At 26.2% G+C, this 17,678-nt stretch carries 18 protein-coding genes; 6 read left to right on the top strand and 12 right to left on the bottom strand.

Going from position 1 to position 17,678, the window contains the following annotated elements; genetic code table 11:
• Positions 1–2 precede the first annotated feature (2 nt).
• Genes KO488_RS03580 through KO488_RS03550 form a run of 7 tightly spaced genes read right to left on the bottom strand, consistent with a single transcriptional unit; the run spans position 3 to position 7,611 of the window.
• Positions 3–2,204, bottom strand: coding sequence for an McrB family protein (locus KO488_RS03580; protein ID WP_216057422.1), 2,202 nt, complete (start codon positions 2,202–2,204; stop codon positions 3–5).
• Complete coding sequence (locus KO488_RS03575; RefSeq protein WP_216057421.1) at positions 2,197–3,324, bottom strand: McrC family protein; 1,128 nt, start codon at positions 3,322–3,324, stop codon at positions 2,197–2,199. The genes KO488_RS03580 and KO488_RS03575 overlap by 8 nt, the downstream gene beginning before the upstream one ends.
• Before the next feature lie 57 nt (positions 3,325–3,381).
• Positions 3,382–4,017 (bottom strand): hypothetical protein, encoded by a 636-nt coding sequence (locus KO488_RS03570; protein ID WP_216057420.1) that lies wholly within the window; start codon positions 4,015–4,017, stop codon positions 3,382–3,384.
• Between the two features lie 57 nt (positions 4,018–4,074).
• The gene (locus KO488_RS03565) at positions 4,075–4,875 is read right to left on the bottom strand and encodes an ABC transporter permease (protein WP_216057419.1); all 801 of its coding nucleotides are present in this window, start codon (positions 4,873–4,875) and stop codon (positions 4,075–4,077) included.
• 26 nt (positions 4,876–4,901) lie between these two features.
• A complete protein-coding gene (rsmD, locus tag KO488_RS03560; RefSeq protein WP_216057418.1) occupies positions 4,902–5,492 on the bottom strand; it encodes a 16S rRNA (guanine(966)-N(2))-methyltransferase RsmD in 591 nt (196 codons plus the stop codon).
• Positions 5,493–5,522: 30 nt separating this feature from the next.
• Positions 5,523–7,067: a ribonuclease Y gene (rny, locus tag KO488_RS03555; protein ID WP_216057417.1), complete on the bottom strand. Its 1,545-nt coding sequence runs from the start codon at positions 7,065–7,067 to the stop codon at positions 5,523–5,525.
• A 10-nt stretch (positions 7,068–7,077) separates the two neighbouring features.
• The gene (locus tag KO488_RS03550) at positions 7,078–7,611 is read right to left on the bottom strand and encodes a 5-formyltetrahydrofolate cyclo-ligase (RefSeq protein WP_216057416.1); all 534 of its coding nucleotides are present in this window, start codon (positions 7,609–7,611) and stop codon (positions 7,078–7,080) included.
• Positions 7,612–7,672: 61 nt separating this feature from the next.
• Between KO488_RS03550 and KO488_RS03545 the strand changes: the two genes are divergently transcribed.
• Together KO488_RS03545 and ftsY are read left to right on the top strand one after the other, a co-directional pair.
• Positions 7,673–8,233, top strand: a complete 561-nt coding sequence (locus KO488_RS03545) for a TlpA family protein disulfide reductase (RefSeq protein ID WP_216057415.1) — start codon at positions 7,673–7,675, stop codon at positions 8,231–8,233.
• 168 nt (positions 8,234–8,401) lie between these two features.
• Complete coding sequence (gene ftsY / locus KO488_RS03540; RefSeq protein ID WP_216057451.1) at positions 8,402–9,316, top strand: signal recognition particle-docking protein FtsY; 915 nt, start codon at positions 8,402–8,404, stop codon at positions 9,314–9,316.
• 51 nt (positions 9,317–9,367) lie between these two features.
• On the opposite strand, the gene KO488_RS03535 is transcribed toward ftsY, so the two are convergent.
• A complete protein-coding gene (locus KO488_RS03535) occupies positions 9,368–9,745 on the bottom strand; it encodes a MarR family winged helix-turn-helix transcriptional regulator (protein WP_216057414.1) in 378 nt (125 codons plus the stop codon).
• A 347-nt stretch (positions 9,746–10,092) separates the two neighbouring features.
• Here KO488_RS03535 and KO488_RS03530 point away from each other — a divergent pair, with 347 nt between their 5' ends.
• Together KO488_RS03530 and KO488_RS03525 are read left to right on the top strand one after the other, a co-directional pair.
• Positions 10,093–10,377, top strand: coding sequence for a DUF3861 domain-containing protein (locus KO488_RS03530; protein ID WP_216057413.1), 285 nt, complete (start codon positions 10,093–10,095; stop codon positions 10,375–10,377).
• A 117-nt stretch (positions 10,378–10,494) separates the two neighbouring features.
• Positions 10,495–11,457 carry a lipid A deacylase LpxR family protein gene (locus KO488_RS03525; protein ID WP_216057412.1) on the top strand — a complete coding sequence of 321 codons (963 nt, stop codon included), beginning with the start codon at positions 10,495–10,497 and terminating at the stop codon, positions 11,455–11,457.
• Here KO488_RS03525 and KO488_RS03520 read toward each other — a convergent pair.
• Genes KO488_RS03520 through KO488_RS03505 form a run of 4 tightly spaced genes read right to left on the bottom strand, consistent with a single transcriptional unit; the run spans position 11,449 to position 14,944 of the window.
• A complete protein-coding gene (locus KO488_RS03520; RefSeq protein WP_216057411.1) occupies positions 11,449–12,015 on the bottom strand; it encodes a YqiA/YcfP family alpha/beta fold hydrolase in 567 nt (188 codons plus the stop codon). The two genes, KO488_RS03525 and KO488_RS03520, sit on opposite strands and share 9 nt — an antisense overlap.
• Before the next feature lie 9 nt (positions 12,016–12,024).
• Positions 12,025–13,155, bottom strand: a complete 1,131-nt coding sequence (locus KO488_RS03515) for a DUF3095 domain-containing protein (protein WP_216057410.1) — start codon at positions 13,153–13,155, stop codon at positions 12,025–12,027.
• On the bottom strand, positions 13,152–13,640 hold the full coding sequence (locus tag KO488_RS03510) for a ribonuclease HI (RefSeq protein ID WP_216057409.1): 489 nt from the start codon (positions 13,638–13,640) through the stop codon (positions 13,152–13,154). Before KO488_RS03510 ends, KO488_RS03515 begins: the two co-directional genes overlap by 4 nt.
• Positions 13,641–13,642: 2 nt before the next feature.
• Complete coding sequence (locus tag KO488_RS03505) at positions 13,643–14,944, bottom strand: APC family permease (RefSeq protein WP_216057408.1); 1,302 nt, start codon at positions 14,942–14,944, stop codon at positions 13,643–13,645.
• 161 nt (positions 14,945–15,105) lie between these two features.
• Here KO488_RS03505 and KO488_RS03500 point away from each other — a divergent pair, with 161 nt between their 5' ends.
• A complete protein-coding gene (locus KO488_RS03500; protein WP_216057407.1) occupies positions 15,106–15,729 on the top strand; it encodes a hypothetical protein in 624 nt (207 codons plus the stop codon).
• Between the two features lie 585 nt (positions 15,730–16,314).
• Entirely contained in the window at positions 16,315–17,664 is a 1,350-nt protein-coding gene (radA, locus tag KO488_RS03495) for a DNA repair protein RadA (protein WP_216057406.1), read from the top strand.
• Positions 17,665–17,678 lie beyond the last annotated feature (14 nt).

Below are 17,678 nucleotides of genomic sequence, written 5' to 3'. Positions count from 1 at the left end.
AACTATAAGAAACTAGATTTTTCTAAACCGATAATTTTTAAAGTCTCTTGCAATTTATTATTTTCTCCATAATAATACTCTTCTAAAAGAGGCTTGATTTTATATTCTTTTACAAAATCTAAATCTGATTCCTCAATATTCATAAAATAACTATGACCTATTTGATATTCTTCTCCTAAATCTGTTTTTATTTGCTCATTTAATTTTTCAAATGTCTCTTTAAAACTTTTAATTACTAAATTTGAATTAGGTTGCATTTTTATAAATGTAAATCTTCTTCTTAGCGCTACATCAATTAAAGCTATTGATTTATCTGTTGTGTTCATTGTTCCAATAATAAAAAGGTTTGAAGGAACTGAAAACTTTTCTTTTGAATAAGGAAGAGTTACTTCATAATTATCTCTTTTAGATTCTTCAATTAATGTAATTAATTCACCAAATATTTTAGAAATATTTCCCCTGTTTATTTCATCAATAACCAAATATTTATTATCATTTGGCTTGTAAACTTTTTTGTAACTTTTTATTAATTCATCGTAAACTTTATTTACTTTTATTCTATTAAGCATATGGCTACCAATAATGTCTATGTATCGACTTTTTTTATAAAAATCGAATAGTATTTCATCCTCAAATAACTCATTATGAACTATTTCATGTAACCAATTTTCTAAATCACCATTACTAATTTCTATTCTTATTTTGTTTCTCAAAATTAGTGCAATATATTCTTTTTCTATTAATAAGTTTTGAACTGGACTATTAATAATAAGTTTACTATTTAATTCATTAATCATTTCATTTACGTCTATTGAATAATCTAAACATTCTGTTTTAAAAAAACTTACTCTTGATTCAAAAATATTTAATGATAAAGATAAATTTTTACATATTTTTTTTAATATTCCATTTTCTAATTTTATATTACCTTCTTCGTTTGGTCTGAATCCTTCGATAAAGTCTTCATATCCAAAACTTTGGTGAAATGTAATGAATTCAATTCTTGAATCCAAATCATCATTAAAATTTTCTAATTCATATTTTTCATTTGAGGTTTCAATCTCTTTGAAAATGTCTTTTTCTTTTAGATTTCCTTTTTCAATAAGAGAAATCAACTTTTTATAATTATGAGTTTTCCCAACTCCTGGTGCTCCATATAAAATGATGTTTTTAATTTGCATACTATTTCCTTGGTTAGGTTTTGTAATAAATTCTATTCTATTCCCAAATATATTCTCTAAAATTTGTTTAGCTTCATTTGTATTATATTCTTTGTTCAAATTCTGATATTTAGCTGCTTCATTTACTATAAATCTTCTTGGATATAATTTGTCTTTATTATCTATCTTAAAATAATGATTTACTTCTTTTTCAAAAGTATAATTCTCAATAATATGTTCTAAGACTTGTTTTGTAATCTCTAAAGATGGATGATTAGAGTTTAATATTTTAAAAAAGTCTTTTATGCAAATATCTAACTGATTAACTACTGCATTTAAATCGTTTGTAGAAATAAAAGTACTTTTGTAAAGTTGAATTTCATTAACTATATTTTCATTTAAATTAGGTCTATTTTCTCTAGATAAACTAATCCCTATTTCAAATTCATTTTTCTCATAAATATAAGTTATAAATGGATATGCTCCATTATTTGTAAGAAAACCTTCTTTTAAAAAATTCATATAAGGAGTTTTAGGAAGAGCTATTCTATTTCCATATCCATAAGAGACATTTATTTTTAGATTTTTAAATGTTCTAATACCTTCAAAATATTCATTTCTCCATAAACCATCGGTATCATCCCATTTATCCTTAAAATTTTTAATTGCTTTTTTTAGCCTTCTCCTATTCGTTATATTTCTATAATATTCTTCATGCAGTTCAAGGGACTTCTTTGCATTATTATAAATTTCCTCACCAAAGTCCTTATTTATTTCTTTGAGTAAATATCTTTTAGAGAAACTATTAATTGTTCTTGCAAACTGTTGTCCTTTAATCATATAGATAAGGGCATTTAAATAATCTAGTAATGAAGTTTCATTCCATTCAAAGCTATTTTCATTAAGTATTTTATTTTTAATATTTTCCACAATTTGAGACTGAGTTTGCTCTTCAAAAATTGTCAATTGTTTATTAGAATAGTTTATTAGTTTTTGGTACATATCGATAACTTGTTCTTCTGTAATTATGTTATTTTCAGGCATTAATATTCTCCAGTCTATTTTTTATTTCTTCTATATATTCATCATATTTTGTTTTATCACTCTTTAAATCAATACTTTTCATTTCTAATTTAATCAAATTATCATCTTTTCCAAGCTTTAACCTTTCATTAACATCATATATATGTTTAGGATATAAAAGAAGAGTTTCTTTGATACTGAAATTTATTCCATATGTAAACATCTGATATTTATCATTTGTTTTTAAATCTTCTTTATTTTTTACTAATTTATATTTTGTATCAATTATTTTTCTTGACGTTAAAATATCAGGTTTTAATTTTAAATTACCAAAATTTTTTTCTGTTTGAAGTGATGTTGTACTATCTATGTCTTTATATAAGTTTCCTATAAACTTTTCAAATATTTCACTCATATCAAATAAAAATGCGAAACTTTTTGTATTTGAGTTTGAAACTAAAGGTGATAGTTTTTTAAGTATCATAAGTCCTATTTCAAATGACTTTTTAAACCTTAGATTTAATCTATCAAACTTTATATTTAATCTATTGATATCTACATGATTATATTCTACTTCATCAAATACTGCTTCACATTTATGTATATTTGAATAGGAACTATATCTTTTAAAAGTTTTTATACAATAAAGAAAAAACTTGTTTAAATCATTATTCGATGAAAACTCATCAAATTCACAATGAATATTCATATGATAAAAATTATTAAAGTTTTTTTCAAATAAATATTTACCTTTCAAGACTTTTAGATTCTCTTGTTTAGTGATATAAGTTTTATATAAACCTTTTTTTAATTCTTGAAGTAATGTATTTGTAAAATATCTTATAAAAATTTCAAGATATTTATATTTTGTATTATCAAAACTAGCTAAATCTTCATTTGATATTTTAATATCATAAGAGTATAAAATCATATATATAAAGATATTTAGATTATCATCTTCTTTTGAAGATATTTTTGGAACGATAAAATAGTTTTTATTTTCAATAGATAAAAAACCACACCTATTTTTAGGTTTAATTCCATCAAAGTTCATTTCAAAGTAAGGATGTATAGATTTATTAGTTTTAATATATGATTCTAAATCTTTTGGAATGTTTTGATTTTCATAAAGATAATTCATTTACTTCTTTCAATTTTAAAATATAAATTTATTGTTTAATCTAAGAGAACTAGTAAACTAGCTTTTCTTCATATTTATAATTAACTCTTGTATTGATTTTTGTATAGATGTTCTTAAAGCATCTTCAAGAAGTACTTTATTATTTAATAAACTGTCTTCTCCATAATACTTTGAATCATTTACAGCTCTATCACTATAAATTACATCTCCATTTCTATTTACTATTTCAAGATCTAAATAAACTTTTACATACGCATTTGAAGTTAGTATTGATTTATCAATTATATATTTAGGAACAAATAAATGAACTTGATAATCTGCTCCAAAAGCTGTATATTTGTTTTTATAGTAAGCATCATTTCTCATAGCCTTTGAAAACTCGTCTTTTACTAAATTTTGCAAAGATACATTGTGAACAGCAATACTTCGTTCTAAATCTAAAGCTTCGTCATTTTCTATATCAGGTCTAAAAACTGTTCCCATACTAATTCCAACATGTCTTGAAAGACTTCCACCTACTCCTAAACCTACAGAAAAAGGACTTGGTATTGTTTTAGGTGCTGAAAGAATTACCACATTTTTATATAAAGAAAATGTATTCATTTGCTCATTTATTCTTACTTGATTTTTAGAAGAACAAGCGGTAAAAAGTAGTATCATTGAAAGAAGCAAGATATTTGATATATATTTCATGATAAGTTTCCTAATTATTTTTTATCTTATATTAACATAAGAACTTAGAAAATTAAATTATGGATTTTGAATTTCTTTTGTATTAAATTTACTTTGTAAATAATCAGAAATTTGAATAAGACAAAAAGTGATTAAAAATATCATTAAACCAGGGAAGAAACTAACCCACCAAGCTATATCAATCACACTTTTCCCATCGCTTAGTAAAGAACCCCAAGACATCTGGGGAGGATTAATACCAAGACCTAAAAAAGAAAGTCCAGACTCTGCTAAAATTGAGCCACCTACTCCAAAAGTAAAAGATATTAAGAATATTGGTGCAAGCAAAGGTGCAAAGTATTTGAAGATGATTTTAAAAGTAGAAACATTTGATAGTTTTAGTATTTTTATATAGGGTTTATTCCCAATTGCAAAACTCTCACTTCTTATAAGTCTAGCCATTCCCATCCATCCTGTAATTGAAATAACAATTATCAAAATAACAGATGAAGCTTGGATATAAGAAACCAATGCCAAAAGTAAAAAGAAAGTAGGAAAAGTTAAAAATAAATCTATCGTAATAGTAATCGTTTTATCAATATTTCCTTTAAAATATCCTGCATTTATTCCAATAAATAAACCAATCAAAGAAGATATACTAGCTGCTAAAAAGCCAATAATAAGTGATGTTTGTCCACCTTGAAGTATTCTTGCAAGCACATCTCTACCTAATCTATCTGTACCAAATAGATGCTGTAAAGATGGACTTTCAAGGATTTTTAAAGGATTTAACTCATATGCAGATATAGTATAAAAAAATGGCAATAAAAAGACTACTCCAATTAATGAAATCAATAAATATACTGCAAATTTAAACATGTTTTCTTCTTATCTTTTTTTATTTCTTATGAGTATTTATAATATGATAAAGAACTTTTTCCAAACTTTTTAGTCTTATTTAAAGAAAATTTACCAAGTGTTTGTGGCATTACTAAAGTTGATACATGCTCAACAATAATCATAAAAATATTTTCATTTTCAATTTCTTCAATCATTTTAAATGACCTATCATAAATATCTTCCATTCCATCTCTAAAATCAAATGGTGGGTCAATATATAAAATCACTTCATCATTTGAATTCATTACAGAGGAAAGGATTGCAGGTGTTTGAACAAAAGTATCACCTAATTGTGTTTCACATTTATTCATATCAATTGCTCTACAGTTTTTAATAAGAATACTATATGAAGCTTTATTTAACTCTACAAAATATGCTCTTTTAGCATCTCTTGAAACTGCTTCAAGCCCAATAGAACCTGAACCTGCAAAAGATTCAATAAATATTTTATCAATTATATCAAACTGTAAAACATTAAACAATGATTCTTTTAATCTTGATTTTGAACTTCTTGTAACTTCTAATGAAGGTAAAGCTATAGTTTTACCTTTATATTTACCTGCTATTATTTTTGTTGTTGGTGTATTTATTTTCATTTTTCTCTTATTTCTTTTTTAATTTAATACTTATCTAGCATAAGATAAAGCTCGTAATTCTCTAATTACATTTACTTTAATCTCACCTGGGTATTGAACTTTTTCTTCAATCTCTTTTGCAATTTCTGTTGCAAGAATAACTGCTTCGTCATCATTTACAAGCTCAGCTTTTACAATAACTCTAACTTCTCGACCTGCATTAATTGCAAAGGCATTTAATACTCCAGGTTTTGATGTTGAAATATTTTCAACCTCTTCTACTCTTTTTAAGAAGCTTTCTAATACTTCTCTTCTAGCACCTGGCCTTGCTGCACTTAATGCATCTGCTGCACAAACTGCAGCTGATTCAACATTTATAGGTTCTTCATGACCATGATGTGCATAAATTGCATTTATTACAGTATCTGGTTCATCATACCTTCTACAAATTTCTACACCTAAATCGACATGTGATCCTGGCATTTCATGAGTTAAAGCCTTACCAATATCATGTAATAATCCAGCACGACGTGCAAGAATTGCATCTCCACCCATTTGCGAAGCTAAAAGTCCAGCTAAGTGAGAAACTTCTAAAGTATGAGCTAATGCATTTTGTCCATAAGAAGCTCTGTATCTTAGACGTCCTACAAGTTTTATAAGCTCTGGATGCATTGTTTTAATACCAAGTTCTAAGATTACATCTTCACCCTCTTTTAGGATATTTTTATCAAATTCAATTTTAACTTTATTATAAACTTCTTCAATTTTTGCAGGTTGAATTCTTCCATCTTCTAATAAAACTTTTATAGTTTTAGTAGCAATTGCCCTTCTATATAGATTGAAAGAAGAGATTGTAATAGTATTTGGCGTATCATCAATAATAATATCTACTCCTAATAACATTTCAAGAGCTTTAATATTTCGCCCTTCTTTACCAATAATTTTTCCCTTAGTTTCATCATCTTTAATAGGCAAATTATTAATAAGTCTCTCAGCTGCAAATTCTCCTGCATATCTCGTAACTGCATGAGAAAGCATATTATTAATCTCATTTTTAGTATTTGTTTCTGCTATTTTATATTTTTTTCTAAAAATAGAAGAAATTTGAGCTCTTGAATCTTCTTTTACTTTTTCAAGCATTAACTCTTTTGCTTCTTCAACAGTAAGACCACATCCATTTTCAAGAATCTTTATAGCTTCTTGTGTTTTATCTTCATAACTCTTTTTTTGCTTTTCTAAACTATCTTTTAAAGATGTAATTTTTTTGTTTGTTTCTATTATTTCTTCTTTTTCAGATTTGATTATTTTCAATTCTGATTCAAGATGTTCGTTTAATTCTCTCTCTTTTTTTTCAATTTTAGCAAGCATAGTATCATAATCACGTCTTGCATTTTTAAACTCTCTATCACAGTCAATTTTTGCTTTTAATTGTGAATCTTTTAAAGAAACTTCCGCTTCATGCTCTATAACTTTTGCTTTTGCTTTTGCTTGTTCAATAAATACTTGAAACTTAGCCTTGTCAATTTTTCTAACTACAATAATACTTATAATAGCACTAATAATTGCTACTATCACACACCCAATAATATATTCCATATTCAAAACCTTAATTAGTTATTATATAATCTGCTTGAATATCGTAACTTTCAGATAAAATTTTGTCACTTTTACAAAGTACTAATTGTGTAAAAACTAGTGTTGGTCTATAAGATAATCTATCAAAAAATCTATCGTACATTCCCTTACCAAAGCCTATTCTCTTGCCAATAGCATCTACTCCTACAATAGGTACTATTGCCAAATCAATTTTTTGTGGCTTTAAAAAGGAGTTGTTTGGTTCCTTTATTCCAAACTTCTTTTTTTGTAAAGGTAATCTATACTTAACTATCTTAAAACTCTCACCTTCCATATAAGGAACATAAACATTTTTGTTTTTTCTTAATTTATTGATTAATGGATTAACATTAACTTCTATACCTAATGGTATATATAATAAAATATTTTTTGCTTTGCTTCTATTTATAAAATTTTCTAATTTTTTAATAACAATTTTGTCTTTATAATACTTTGAAGTAACACTTGTAAATTTTAATCTTTTTATACACGATTTTCTAAAATCACTTTTGTGATTCAATTCCATTTTTAAGCCTCACTTGGGTAAAATTCCTACCCAACAAATAATTTTACCAAAAGGAATTAAAATGCAGTTTAAAACATTCGCATTTTTGTCAATATTATCAATTTTAGTACTAACTGGTTGTGATTCAAAGACAGAAAATGAGAGTTCTAATAAATCAGAGACAAAAGAAGTAGTAATTAAAAAAACAGACTTTATATTAAAAACAACAAATAATTTAGACATTAATATAAAAGTTGATGGAGATAAGATAATTTTTAAAGATTATCCTGAAAAATTAGTATTATTAAATTTCTTTGCAACTTGGTGTCCACCGTGTAAAGCAGAAATTCCAAATCTAATAGAATTAGAAAACAAATATGGAAATGACTTAAAAGTTGTATCAGTTTTATTAGAAGAAGGTAAATCAAACGAAGAGATTATTAAGTTTATAACTGAATACAAAATAAATTATGCAGTTGTAAATGGAAAAGAAAACTTTGAATTATCAGATGCCCTTGGCACAATCAAATCAATTCCAACAATGTTCTTAGTTGATAAAGAATCAAAAATATTCCAAAAATATGTAGGAATAGTTCCTGTTGAAATGATGGAAATAGATATTAAAAAACTTTTAGAAAAATAGAGGAATAAAATGTTTAGTTTTTTTAAAAAGAAAAAAGTTGAAAAAGAAGAACCTAAAGAAGAGATTTTAGTAGAACAAGAGATTATTGAAGAAGTAAAAGAGAAAACTGAAGAAACTGTTATTGAAAAGATTGAAGAAGTTTCTAAAACACCTGTAATTCAAGAAGAAATGGTAAAAGAAGAGGAAGCTAAAGAAGAGAAAAAAGGCTTTTTCTCAAGAGCTTTAGAAAAGACTTTTGGAACAATTAAAACAGTAATTCCAACAAAAAAAGAAAAAATTGCTTTTGATGATATTGAAGAAATGCTAATTGAAGCAGATATGGAATATGAAATTATAGAAAAAGCAATGGATGGATTACCTGAAGAAATTACAAGAAAACAGTTAAGACATAGACTTGTAATGCTTTTTGAACATGCACCTGATGTTGATTTAAACAATTTACCAAAACCTTTTGTACGATTAATAATAGGTGTTAATGGTGCAGGAAAAACTACAACTATTGCAAAACTCGCAAATAGATCAAAAAAAGAAGGTAAATCTGTAATTCTAGGAGCTGGTGATACATTCAGAGCAGCTGCAATTGAACAGCTTTCAATTTGGGCAGATAAATTAGATGTTCCTATTATTAAAACAAAACAAGGTCATGATTCAAGTGCCGTGGCATATGATACAATTTCTTCAGCAATAGCTAGAGATATTGACAATGTTATTATTGATACAGCAGGAAGACTTCAAACTCAAAAAAATCTGAATAATGAACTTATTAAAATTGTAAAAGTTTGTAATAAAGCACAAGAAAATGCACCTCACCAAAAACTTATGATTTTAGATGGTACACAAGGAAATACGGCAATAGCACAAGCAAAAGCATTTAATGAAATGGTTGGTATCGATGGAATTATAGTAACAAAACTTGATGGTACTGCAAAAGGTGGAGCTTTATTCTCTATTTCAAATCAACTTGAACTTCCTATATTCTTTGTAGGAGTTGGTGAAAAGCAAGATGACTTAATTGAATTTTCACCAGATAAATTTGTAGATTCCTTACTTGATGAAATCTATGTAGATGAAGAAACTAACTAAACTAAAAGTAAAATTTTTAAACTTAGAGAAAACTATCACTAAATAGTTTCTCTATTTTTTAGCAAGTTTCTCGAAAATATTTGATAAAGTACTTCTCTCTAAATCATTTAATTTTGAAAAATATTGAGTTTCTATTTCTAAAACATCATCTATAGCACTTTTTGCAAGTTCTTTCCCCTCATAAGTTATCTGAACTAATTTACTACGCTTATCATCTGGATTTTCAACTCTTATAATATAATCCTTCATTTCAAGTTTTTTCAAAAGTTTTGTCATTCCTCCTGAAGAAAATAATAAATAATCATAAAGTTCTGTAGGCGCTAATGTATTACAATTATTACCACTACCTATCAAAGCTAATAACAAATCAAGTTCATTTTTACTAAGTGTATATTTTACTTCAAGCATATATTTTATCTCTTGCATCATATCCTTATAATAAATATGAAAAGGAATAACAAGATCCAATGTATTTTTATGCGAAGGAGAAACTATTTTTTTTAATTCTGATAATTTTTCTTTGTAATTTTTATTCATAAAAGATTATAACGAAGTAATACTTAATAAATATATCTTTCTAGAAAGTTAGTTTTAAGCTAATAGATGTTAAATTCTTTCTAGAAAGATAATATCCAAAGGACCTAAAATAAATAATGTTATCAACTGTGGCTGTAGTTTTTGGAATATACATATTCTTAAATCCAGATTTTCAACTTGAGAATCAAAAGGATTTACTCATTGATTATGTTTCAGTATTAATAAATAAAGGAGAATAAATGAAAGGCAATTTATACAAGTTTACAATTGAACATTTAGAAGATTCAAAAGGCAATGGTATTGAAGAAAACCCTTTAGTATTTGAAACAAAAAACCATGATGATATTTTTAAAATTGTAGAACAAATGGAAGGCAAAATGCAACTTGATAATCAAGAGACAAAAGCATTAATTATTGGTTTAAAATTGTTTAGTGAAGTTATGTTAAAAAATAAGGATTCTAAACCTTTTAAAGAACTACTTCCTCATTTCAAAAACTTTATGAAAGAATTAAAAAAGAAATAAAATTACAAATGCATTAAAAGTAAAAACAGATTATTAATTAATATCTAGTATCTTAATAATAAGACTTTAAAATATTATTAAATTAAAAGACTGTATACTAGTTTCAAGGACTTCAATATGAATTTATTTATAAAAACATCTCTTTTAACTATACTTAGCACAATATTTTTTACGATTTCTGCTCAGGCACAAAGTTTATCTCTTTATCTTGAAAATGATGTTATAGATGGAAAAGATAGACACTATACAAATGGAACTTCTATTGTATATGTAAGTGATTCATATGAAGATGATTTTATAAATAAAATACCAACACCTTTTTCTCAAACTACAAATGCAAACTTTGGTATAGGTTTCTCACAATTAACATTTACACCAAGTGATATTAAACAAAATAATAAAATTGTTGGGGATTTACCATATGCAGGTATTTTAAATTTTGATTTCTTTATCTATAAATGGAGCGAAACATTTTTTCATGAGTATATGCTAACTTTAGGAATGGTAGGAGCTAGTACAAAAGTTGAACAAATTCAAGAAACTTTCCATAATATTACAGGAAATACAAAACCTCAAGGTTGGGACAATCAACTAAAAGATGATTTTTTATATAACTTCTCTTATAGTTTTGGACATAAATCCTATAAAAAAACATTTGATTATGGAAAATTAGATATCAATAATAGTTTTAGAATTGATTTAGGAAATTATAATCGAGCAGCAAGTTTAAGCTCAATGATAAGATATGGAAGTGGGTATACTGATAACTTTAACACAGCAGGAAGATTAATTGGTTCAAATGAAAATAAACAATTAAACATTCATAAAAGAAATTCTAAAGATATAAATTGGTCTATTTCTTATGGATTAACATATACATATACAGACTTCTTTTATGTAAATGACCATGATAAATCTTACAATCTTGAAAAAATTAGAGAAACTATTACTCAAATAGTTTCTCTAGATACCTATTTTGATGAATATATCATATCTTTTAATTTTAAATCTAATAAATCTCTATTTGATAATAATGTAAAATCAAACTGGGCGGGTATATCTCTAATATATTTATTCTAAAAAAGTAGAAACTTTTCTAAAATATCTTTCGATATCTTCAAAAGAGTGACTTCCACCCTCTTCTATTATAAGTTCTGTTTCTTCAAGCTTTTCAGCAGCATCATTATAATCTAGTACCTCATCATCTGTTTGTAATAAAGTTAAAAAGTTACTAGGATTTTTAAGCATCACCACTTCATAATTTCTTAATGATTGTATATGAGAGTGATTAAACTCAAATCTTGAATTATCATAATAACATATAGACATTTCCTCTCCATCTTTATCTAAACTATCAGAATTAAGCCAAGGAGTTACTGCTGGGTTTATTAAAACTGCTTTTAAATCATATTTATTTGCAAGATAAAGAGCATAAAAACCACCAAGAGAAGAACCTACTAAAGATACTTTTATACCTCTGTTTACAAATGCTTCAATTATTTGTTCTAGTGTAGCTATTGCTAATACAGGAATTGTTGATAATGTGGGAGTTATCATCTCATCTTCAAAATATTCTAAAAATTTTTGAGCCTTTTCTCCAAACCCTGCACTTCCAAAGCCATGTAAATATATAACCATTTTTATCCTTTATTTTTTTGTTAAACTTTCTTTTAAATTTTTTGACGCACTTGCATATCCACCATTTGATCCATCTACAAAATGTATATGTTTTCCATGTCTTTGAAAAATAATACAAGTCATTAAAGAAGAATCTGATTTATGTAAACCATACTGTATATTTTTATTTAAAAATTCACTTTCTAAATACTTTTCAAGCGCTGTAGTTTGTAAATAATCTGTTGCAACAATCATTCTTAACATATCATCAAATTTTTCTGTATCTGATGTACTTATTATTCTATCTTTATATTCACCCCATAAAGATACTTTTTCCTTCATCAAGTATGCACCTAAAGCATTTATTAGTTTAAATTTTGTACTTATTAAAAACCTCATAATAATATTTTTTGTATAAATAGAAGCTTCTACATTTAGTTCTTTATTTTTAAAACTAAGTTTTAAATTTTCATTTATGATAGGATGTCTTAGAGTATTATTACCTAAAATACCATCTAGGTCTTTTAGTATTTTTTCATAATGACTTTCATCAAAGGCTTTGATAATTATTGATAAGTTTTCTTCTTTTGGTGTTTTTATTGCTTTCCATCTACACTCTAAACCACTAATATCAAGTTTAAAACTTTCATCGATTTTCTCTTTAATCAAATACTTATCACTTGATTTTAAAAGATTATCACATAATTCTAAACCACCACCTTTTATTAAAGCTTGGGTATAGTCTTTTGAAACTTTATATTTAGTAATTAGTATTTGCTTATTTCTTTTATATACTTCTTCTATAGAAATAATACCTACTCTTAAATTTAATGAATAAGATTCCATGGCAATCTTTTTAACAGCAAGTAGCGCTTGTGTTGATTGTTTATATATTGATTTTGGAATTAATAAAAAAGAACCATCTCCACCAAATACAAAAGGAATATCTATGTTTTTAGCAATATTTAAAATAGAAATAATACTCAAAGCCCCTACCATATTTACTTCTTTATATTTACCTTCTTCAATTGCTCTTGTTGAATCTATTACATCTGAAACTACTACAAACCAATCTTTAGGTGCATCTTCATAAAACTCATTATTAGTTATTGAGTATAAGTTATCCATAACTTTTAAGTTTAAATAAAAATTTTCATTCATTGCAATTCTTCTTTTAGATATTCACGTAAAGCTCTTCTTGAAGCTTTATCTACAAGGTTGAATAGTTTATCAATATCATCTTTTTGACTTGACTTTTTATGACCTTCTACTTTTATAAAAGTAAATTTAGCATTCACTTTTATATTATCTGTCATTTTATAAAAACTTTTATAAAGTTCATTATTTTTAACTACTTTTCCAGTACTAGTTTTATAGTTATTTAACTCAAGTTTTTCTCTTCTTCTTTCTAATCCTAGAATATTTTGACAATCTGTATATATTACAAGCTCTTCTTTTTTATATTTTAAATCATTTAGGGCCCAAAGTAAAACTTCAAGTTCTAGTTTTGTAGAAGATGTATCTTCAAATCTTTTTATTTTAATATCTTGATTTACTAGATTGGCATCATAAATAAAATAAGCCCCAAAACCAATTTTTTTTTGAGGATTAACACTTCCATCACAAAATAATAGTATTTTTTTCATTCTTAAGCTATCTTTTTTTGAAAAGAATAAAGATATGCGCCAAGAGTAAGAATAATATATAATCCACCAATAAAATAAAGCTGTTCAACTTGCGTAGTATACTCATAATATAAAATTAAAACCATTCCTAATAATAATCCTAATATAGCTAAAATAGTTATAAATAGAGAAGAGGAAGTCTTTTTATATATTTTAAAATTTGCATAAGCCATAAGAAGTGAAACTAATAAAAATGTAACACTACTAAACTCTAAGATAACTTTTAAATCACCAAGTAAAATTAATACAAATGAAAATCCAGCCATAGTAATAATTGCAAGATAAGGGATATTGTTTTTTCGTTTTGTTAAAAACTGAGGGAAATATCCATCTCGAGCTATTACAGACATTTGTCTTGATGCACCAAAAAGTGTACCACTAATAGCACTGCTAGTTGCTAATAAAGCTCCAAGTATCACCAAATCAGTTCCCCAATGCCCTAATATTTTTTCAGCTCCAGAGGCTAAGGCATACTCTTCATTTTGGATTATTACATCAAAAGGTATAGAAACTATTGCACCATATGAAAGTGTAAAATATATTAAAATAGCTAAAATCAAAGAAATATATATTGATTTTGGAATATTTAGCTCTGGCTTTTCCATTTCATTAACTGCATTAATTACAAGTTGAAAACCTTCAAATGCAACAAAAGTCAATGATGCTACTATCAAAATAGAAAGAATACTTACATCATCATTGTTTTGTATTAAAACAGGAAGTGTGGTATTTGAATTATTTATTAGGACAAATGAAATTACTGCTAAGATTATAAGTTTTGTGTAAACCATGATATCTTCAAGTTTACCCATTCCTTTAACACTCCATACATTAATCAATGTGAAAATTAGTATGATAAGACCAGCAACTAGTTTTCGTACTATTTCATTATCTGCAAAATCAAAAGCACTTATCGCATAAGAAGAAAAAGTATAAGCATATAAAGATAGAGTACTTATGTAACCAAATATAACCCACCAGCCAATAAGCGATGCAGCTAAAGAGGAGTTAGGAAAAGTTTTCTTGAAAAAAGAATAAGTTGCTCCTTCATCTTTATAAAAAACTGCTAATTTAATATATGAATAAACTGCAAGAAAAGCTAATGAACCACCAACTATAAAAGCCAAAGGAGTATAAACTCCAATCATTGAAACAGATATACCTAAAACAGTAAATATACCACCTCCAACCATTCCACCTAAGGCAATGGCTACTAATTCTAAAACACCTAAATTTTTATTTCTTTTTCTGTGAATATGTGGCATAAAATGTAATCTTTCATCTTTTAATAAAGTTTTTATTTCTAATTATATTATACAACAATTTTTGTACATAATTATTACAATGTTTTTTTAATTTTACTTACAATTTTAAAAAAAATGCTAAACTTACATTTAAATAAAAAATTTAGATGCAAGGATAAATATTGAATACCAAAAGTAAATCATTTATTGAAGATACTTTAATTTTGCTACTAATAGGTGCTATATTATATGGCCTATACTCTTTCTTTTTTGGGTCACAGGATGTTATAGATAATTCACTTGAAAATCCAACTATTGTTGAAAAAAATATTAATACAAATACAGAAGCACTTCCTTTTATAGAAGAAAAAGAACAAGTAGTGAAAGAAGAACAAAAAAAAGAACAAATCCAAAAATTTGAAAAAGTTAAAAAAGAGATAAAAGAGGCACTTAAAGAAGCAATAAGAGAAGAAAAGAAAATTAAAAAAGTAGAAGATAAGATTCAAATAACAAAAGAAGTTACAGGTCCGATAACTATTCAAGCATTCTATAAAAAGATTAAAGAAAAAATTTATTCAAATATTTCAAAAGATGTAGATAAAAACATATTAGAAAACTTAGGTGATGTAAATATTAGAGTAACAATTTTAAAAGATGGAAGATATGAACAATTAAAATATATGAGTGGAAATAGACAACATTATAACCTAATAAGACCATCTATTTTAAAAATATTTCCTCTTGAAATTGATGAATCATTAAAATATAAATTCCCAAGATATTTTAGAATGAAAGTACAACATTAGAAACAAAACTATTTAGTTTTGTTTCTTCTTAAATCAAGATATGGAACTTTTTCATACATATATAATCTTGTTTTAATAGTTCCAGTGAAAATCTCCATCTATTTTCTTTTTATCAATTAGTATTTGTCTTATTTTTTTGAAGTCTTTATTGCTGACAGGAAACAAATCAATTACAAAAAACCAATAAGTTTTCCAATAGAATATATAATTTATTCTTTTCCAATACTTTGTTATATATTTTGTTGTCTATTTCACTCATTTAATTCTTCTTCTATAAAGAAATCTATCATCATTTTATAAATATCTCCAATTAATTCTGGTGAAGCACCATACTTAAGTACTTTACAGTAAAAATATTACATATTGAAATATTTTTAGATACAAAAAGATATATTAGATATTATTTTATTAAACCTTTTTTTATGAAATAATTAGAGAATTGGTCATTTTTATATTTTAAATAATAAACATGGCCAAAAGACTATTAGTCATAAATCAGTTTAAACAACTATGATTTATACTCATGTAGTCAAGGAATTAAACAAAAATGATATAGAATCACCTTTAGATTTTTAAGGAAAATAAATGGCTAAGAAAAAAACATCACTATTTGAATGTCAACACTGTGGAGAACAAGCAACAAAATGGCTTGGGAAGTGCCCAAGTTGTGGAGGATGGGATTCCTTTATAGAATTAAATCAAGACCAACAAGAAGTATTAAAACAAACATCAAAAGTTAAAGACACAAATACAAAAGCAGTTCCTATTACTCAAATCAAACAAGATAATGTAGTTAGATTTTCATCTAATAATGATGAATTAGATTTGGTTTTAGGTGGAGGTATAGTCCCAGGAAGTCTTACTTTAATTGGGGGAAGTCCAGGAGTTGGTAAATCTACACTTCTTTTAAAAGTAGCAGGTTCAATTGCTACAAGTGGAAGAAAAGTGCTTTATGTATCAGGAGAAGAAAGTGCAGGACAGATAAAACTTCGTGCGGATAGACTTGATGCAAACCATGATGATGTATATTTATTAAGTGAAATTAAATTAGAAGAGATTCAAGATGAGCTTTTAAGAGTAAACTATGATGTTGTAATTATTGATTCAATTCAAACTATTTACTCCTCAAATCTTACAAGTGCACCAGGAAGTGTTTCACAAGTAAGAGAGATAACTTTTGAGCTTATGAGAAAAGCAAAAGAGACAAACATCGCTATGTTTATTATTGGACATATAACAAAAGATGGAAGTATTGCAGGACCTAGAGTACTAGAGCATATGGTTGATACTGTATTATACTTTGAAGGTGAAGCAAGCAAAGAAATACGAATGCTACGTGGTTTTAAAAATAGGTTTGGTTCAACTTCTGAAATTGGTATTTTTGAGATGACAAATGAAGGACTAGTAAGTGCAAAAGATATTGCTTCAAAATTCTTTGATAAGTCAAAAGCACAATCAGGTTCAGCTTTAACTATCGTAATGGAAGGAAGCCGTGCTTTAATTCTTGAAGTTCAAGCACTTGTAACGGAAAGTACAAATCCAAATCCAAAACGAAGTGCAACGGGATTTGATGGAGCAAGACTTAATATGCTTTTAGCATTATTAGAGAAAAAGATTGATTTACCTCTAAATCACTATGATGTATTTGTAAATATTTCAGGTGGTATTAAAATCAAAGAAAGTTCAGCTGATTTAGCCGTAGTTGCAGCTATTATTTCTTCTTTTAGAGATAGACCAATTTCAAAAGAGTCTGTATTTATTGGTGAAGTTTCACTAACGGGTGAGATTAAAGATGTTTTCTCAATAGATATGAGATTAAAAGAAGCTCAAGCACAAGGAATTCAAAAAGCAGTGATTGCACAAAAACCAAGTATGAAATTAAAGCTTAAGTGCTTTCCTGTAGATGAAGTATCTAAAATGATAGAACTATTTTAAAATAGTTCTATTAT

Source organism: Poseidonibacter lekithochrous, from assembly GCF_018861145.1.
Classification (GTDB): domain Bacteria; phylum Campylobacterota; class Campylobacteria; order Campylobacterales; family Arcobacteraceae; genus Poseidonibacter; species Poseidonibacter lekithochrous_A.
This window is presented reverse-complemented; position numbering and strand designations above follow the sequence as displayed.

What these genes read in the sequence shown, in the direction of transcription:
- KO488_RS03570 (WP_216057420.1), bottom strand. Translation starts at nt 4,017, where the DNA reads ATGAAATATATATCAAATATCTTGCTTCTTTCAATGATACTACTTTTT.
- KO488_RS03545 (WP_216057415.1), top strand. Translation starts at nt 7,673, where the DNA reads ATGCAGTTTAAAACATTCGCATTTTTGTCAATATTATCAATTTTAGTA.
- KO488_RS03575 (WP_216057421.1), bottom strand. Translation starts at nt 3,324, where the DNA reads ATGAATTATCTTTATGAAAATCAAAACATTCCAAAAGATTTAGAATCA.
- KO488_RS03550 (WP_216057416.1), bottom strand. Translation starts at nt 7,611, where the DNA reads ATGGAATTGAATCACAAAAGTGATTTTAGAAAATCGTGTATAAAAAGA.
- ftsY (WP_216057451.1), top strand. Translation starts at nt 8,402, where the DNA reads ATGGTAAAAGAAGAGGAAGCTAAAGAAGAGAAAAAAGGCTTTTTCTCA.
- KO488_RS03565 (WP_216057419.1), bottom strand. Translation starts at nt 4,875, where the DNA reads ATGTTTAAATTTGCAGTATATTTATTGATTTCATTAATTGGAGTAGTC.
- KO488_RS03520 (WP_216057411.1), bottom strand. Translation starts at nt 12,015, where the DNA reads ATGGTTATATATTTACATGGCTTTGGAAGTGCAGGGTTTGGAGAAAAG.
- KO488_RS03515 (WP_216057410.1), bottom strand. Translation starts at nt 13,155, where the DNA reads ATGAATGAAAATTTTTATTTAAACTTAAAAGTTATGGATAACTTATAC.
- KO488_RS03525 (WP_216057412.1), top strand. Translation starts at nt 10,495, where the DNA reads ATGAATTTATTTATAAAAACATCTCTTTTAACTATACTTAGCACAATA.
- KO488_RS03535 (WP_216057414.1), bottom strand. Translation starts at nt 9,745, where the DNA reads ATGATGCAAGAGATAAAATATATGCTTGAAGTAAAATATACACTTAGT.
- KO488_RS03580 (WP_216057422.1), bottom strand. Translation starts at nt 2,204, where the DNA reads ATGCCTGAAAATAACATAATTACAGAAGAACAAGTTATCGATATGTAC.
- KO488_RS03505 (WP_216057408.1), bottom strand. Translation starts at nt 14,944, where the DNA reads ATGCCACATATTCACAGAAAAAGAAATAAAAATTTAGGTGTTTTAGAA.
- rny (WP_216057417.1), bottom strand. Translation starts at nt 7,067, where the DNA reads ATGGAATATATTATTGGGTGTGTGATAGTAGCAATTATTAGTGCTATT.
- KO488_RS03510 (WP_216057409.1), bottom strand. Translation starts at nt 13,640, where the DNA reads ATGAAAAAAATACTATTATTTTGTGATGGAAGTGTTAATCCTCAAAAA.
- rsmD (WP_216057418.1), bottom strand. Translation starts at nt 5,492, where the DNA reads ATGAAAATAAATACACCAACAACAAAAATAATAGCAGGTAAATATAAA.
- KO488_RS03530 (WP_216057413.1), top strand. Translation starts at nt 10,093, where the DNA reads ATGAAAGGCAATTTATACAAGTTTACAATTGAACATTTAGAAGATTCA.
- radA (WP_216057406.1), top strand. Translation starts at nt 16,315, where the DNA reads ATGGCTAAGAAAAAAACATCACTATTTGAATGTCAACACTGTGGAGAA.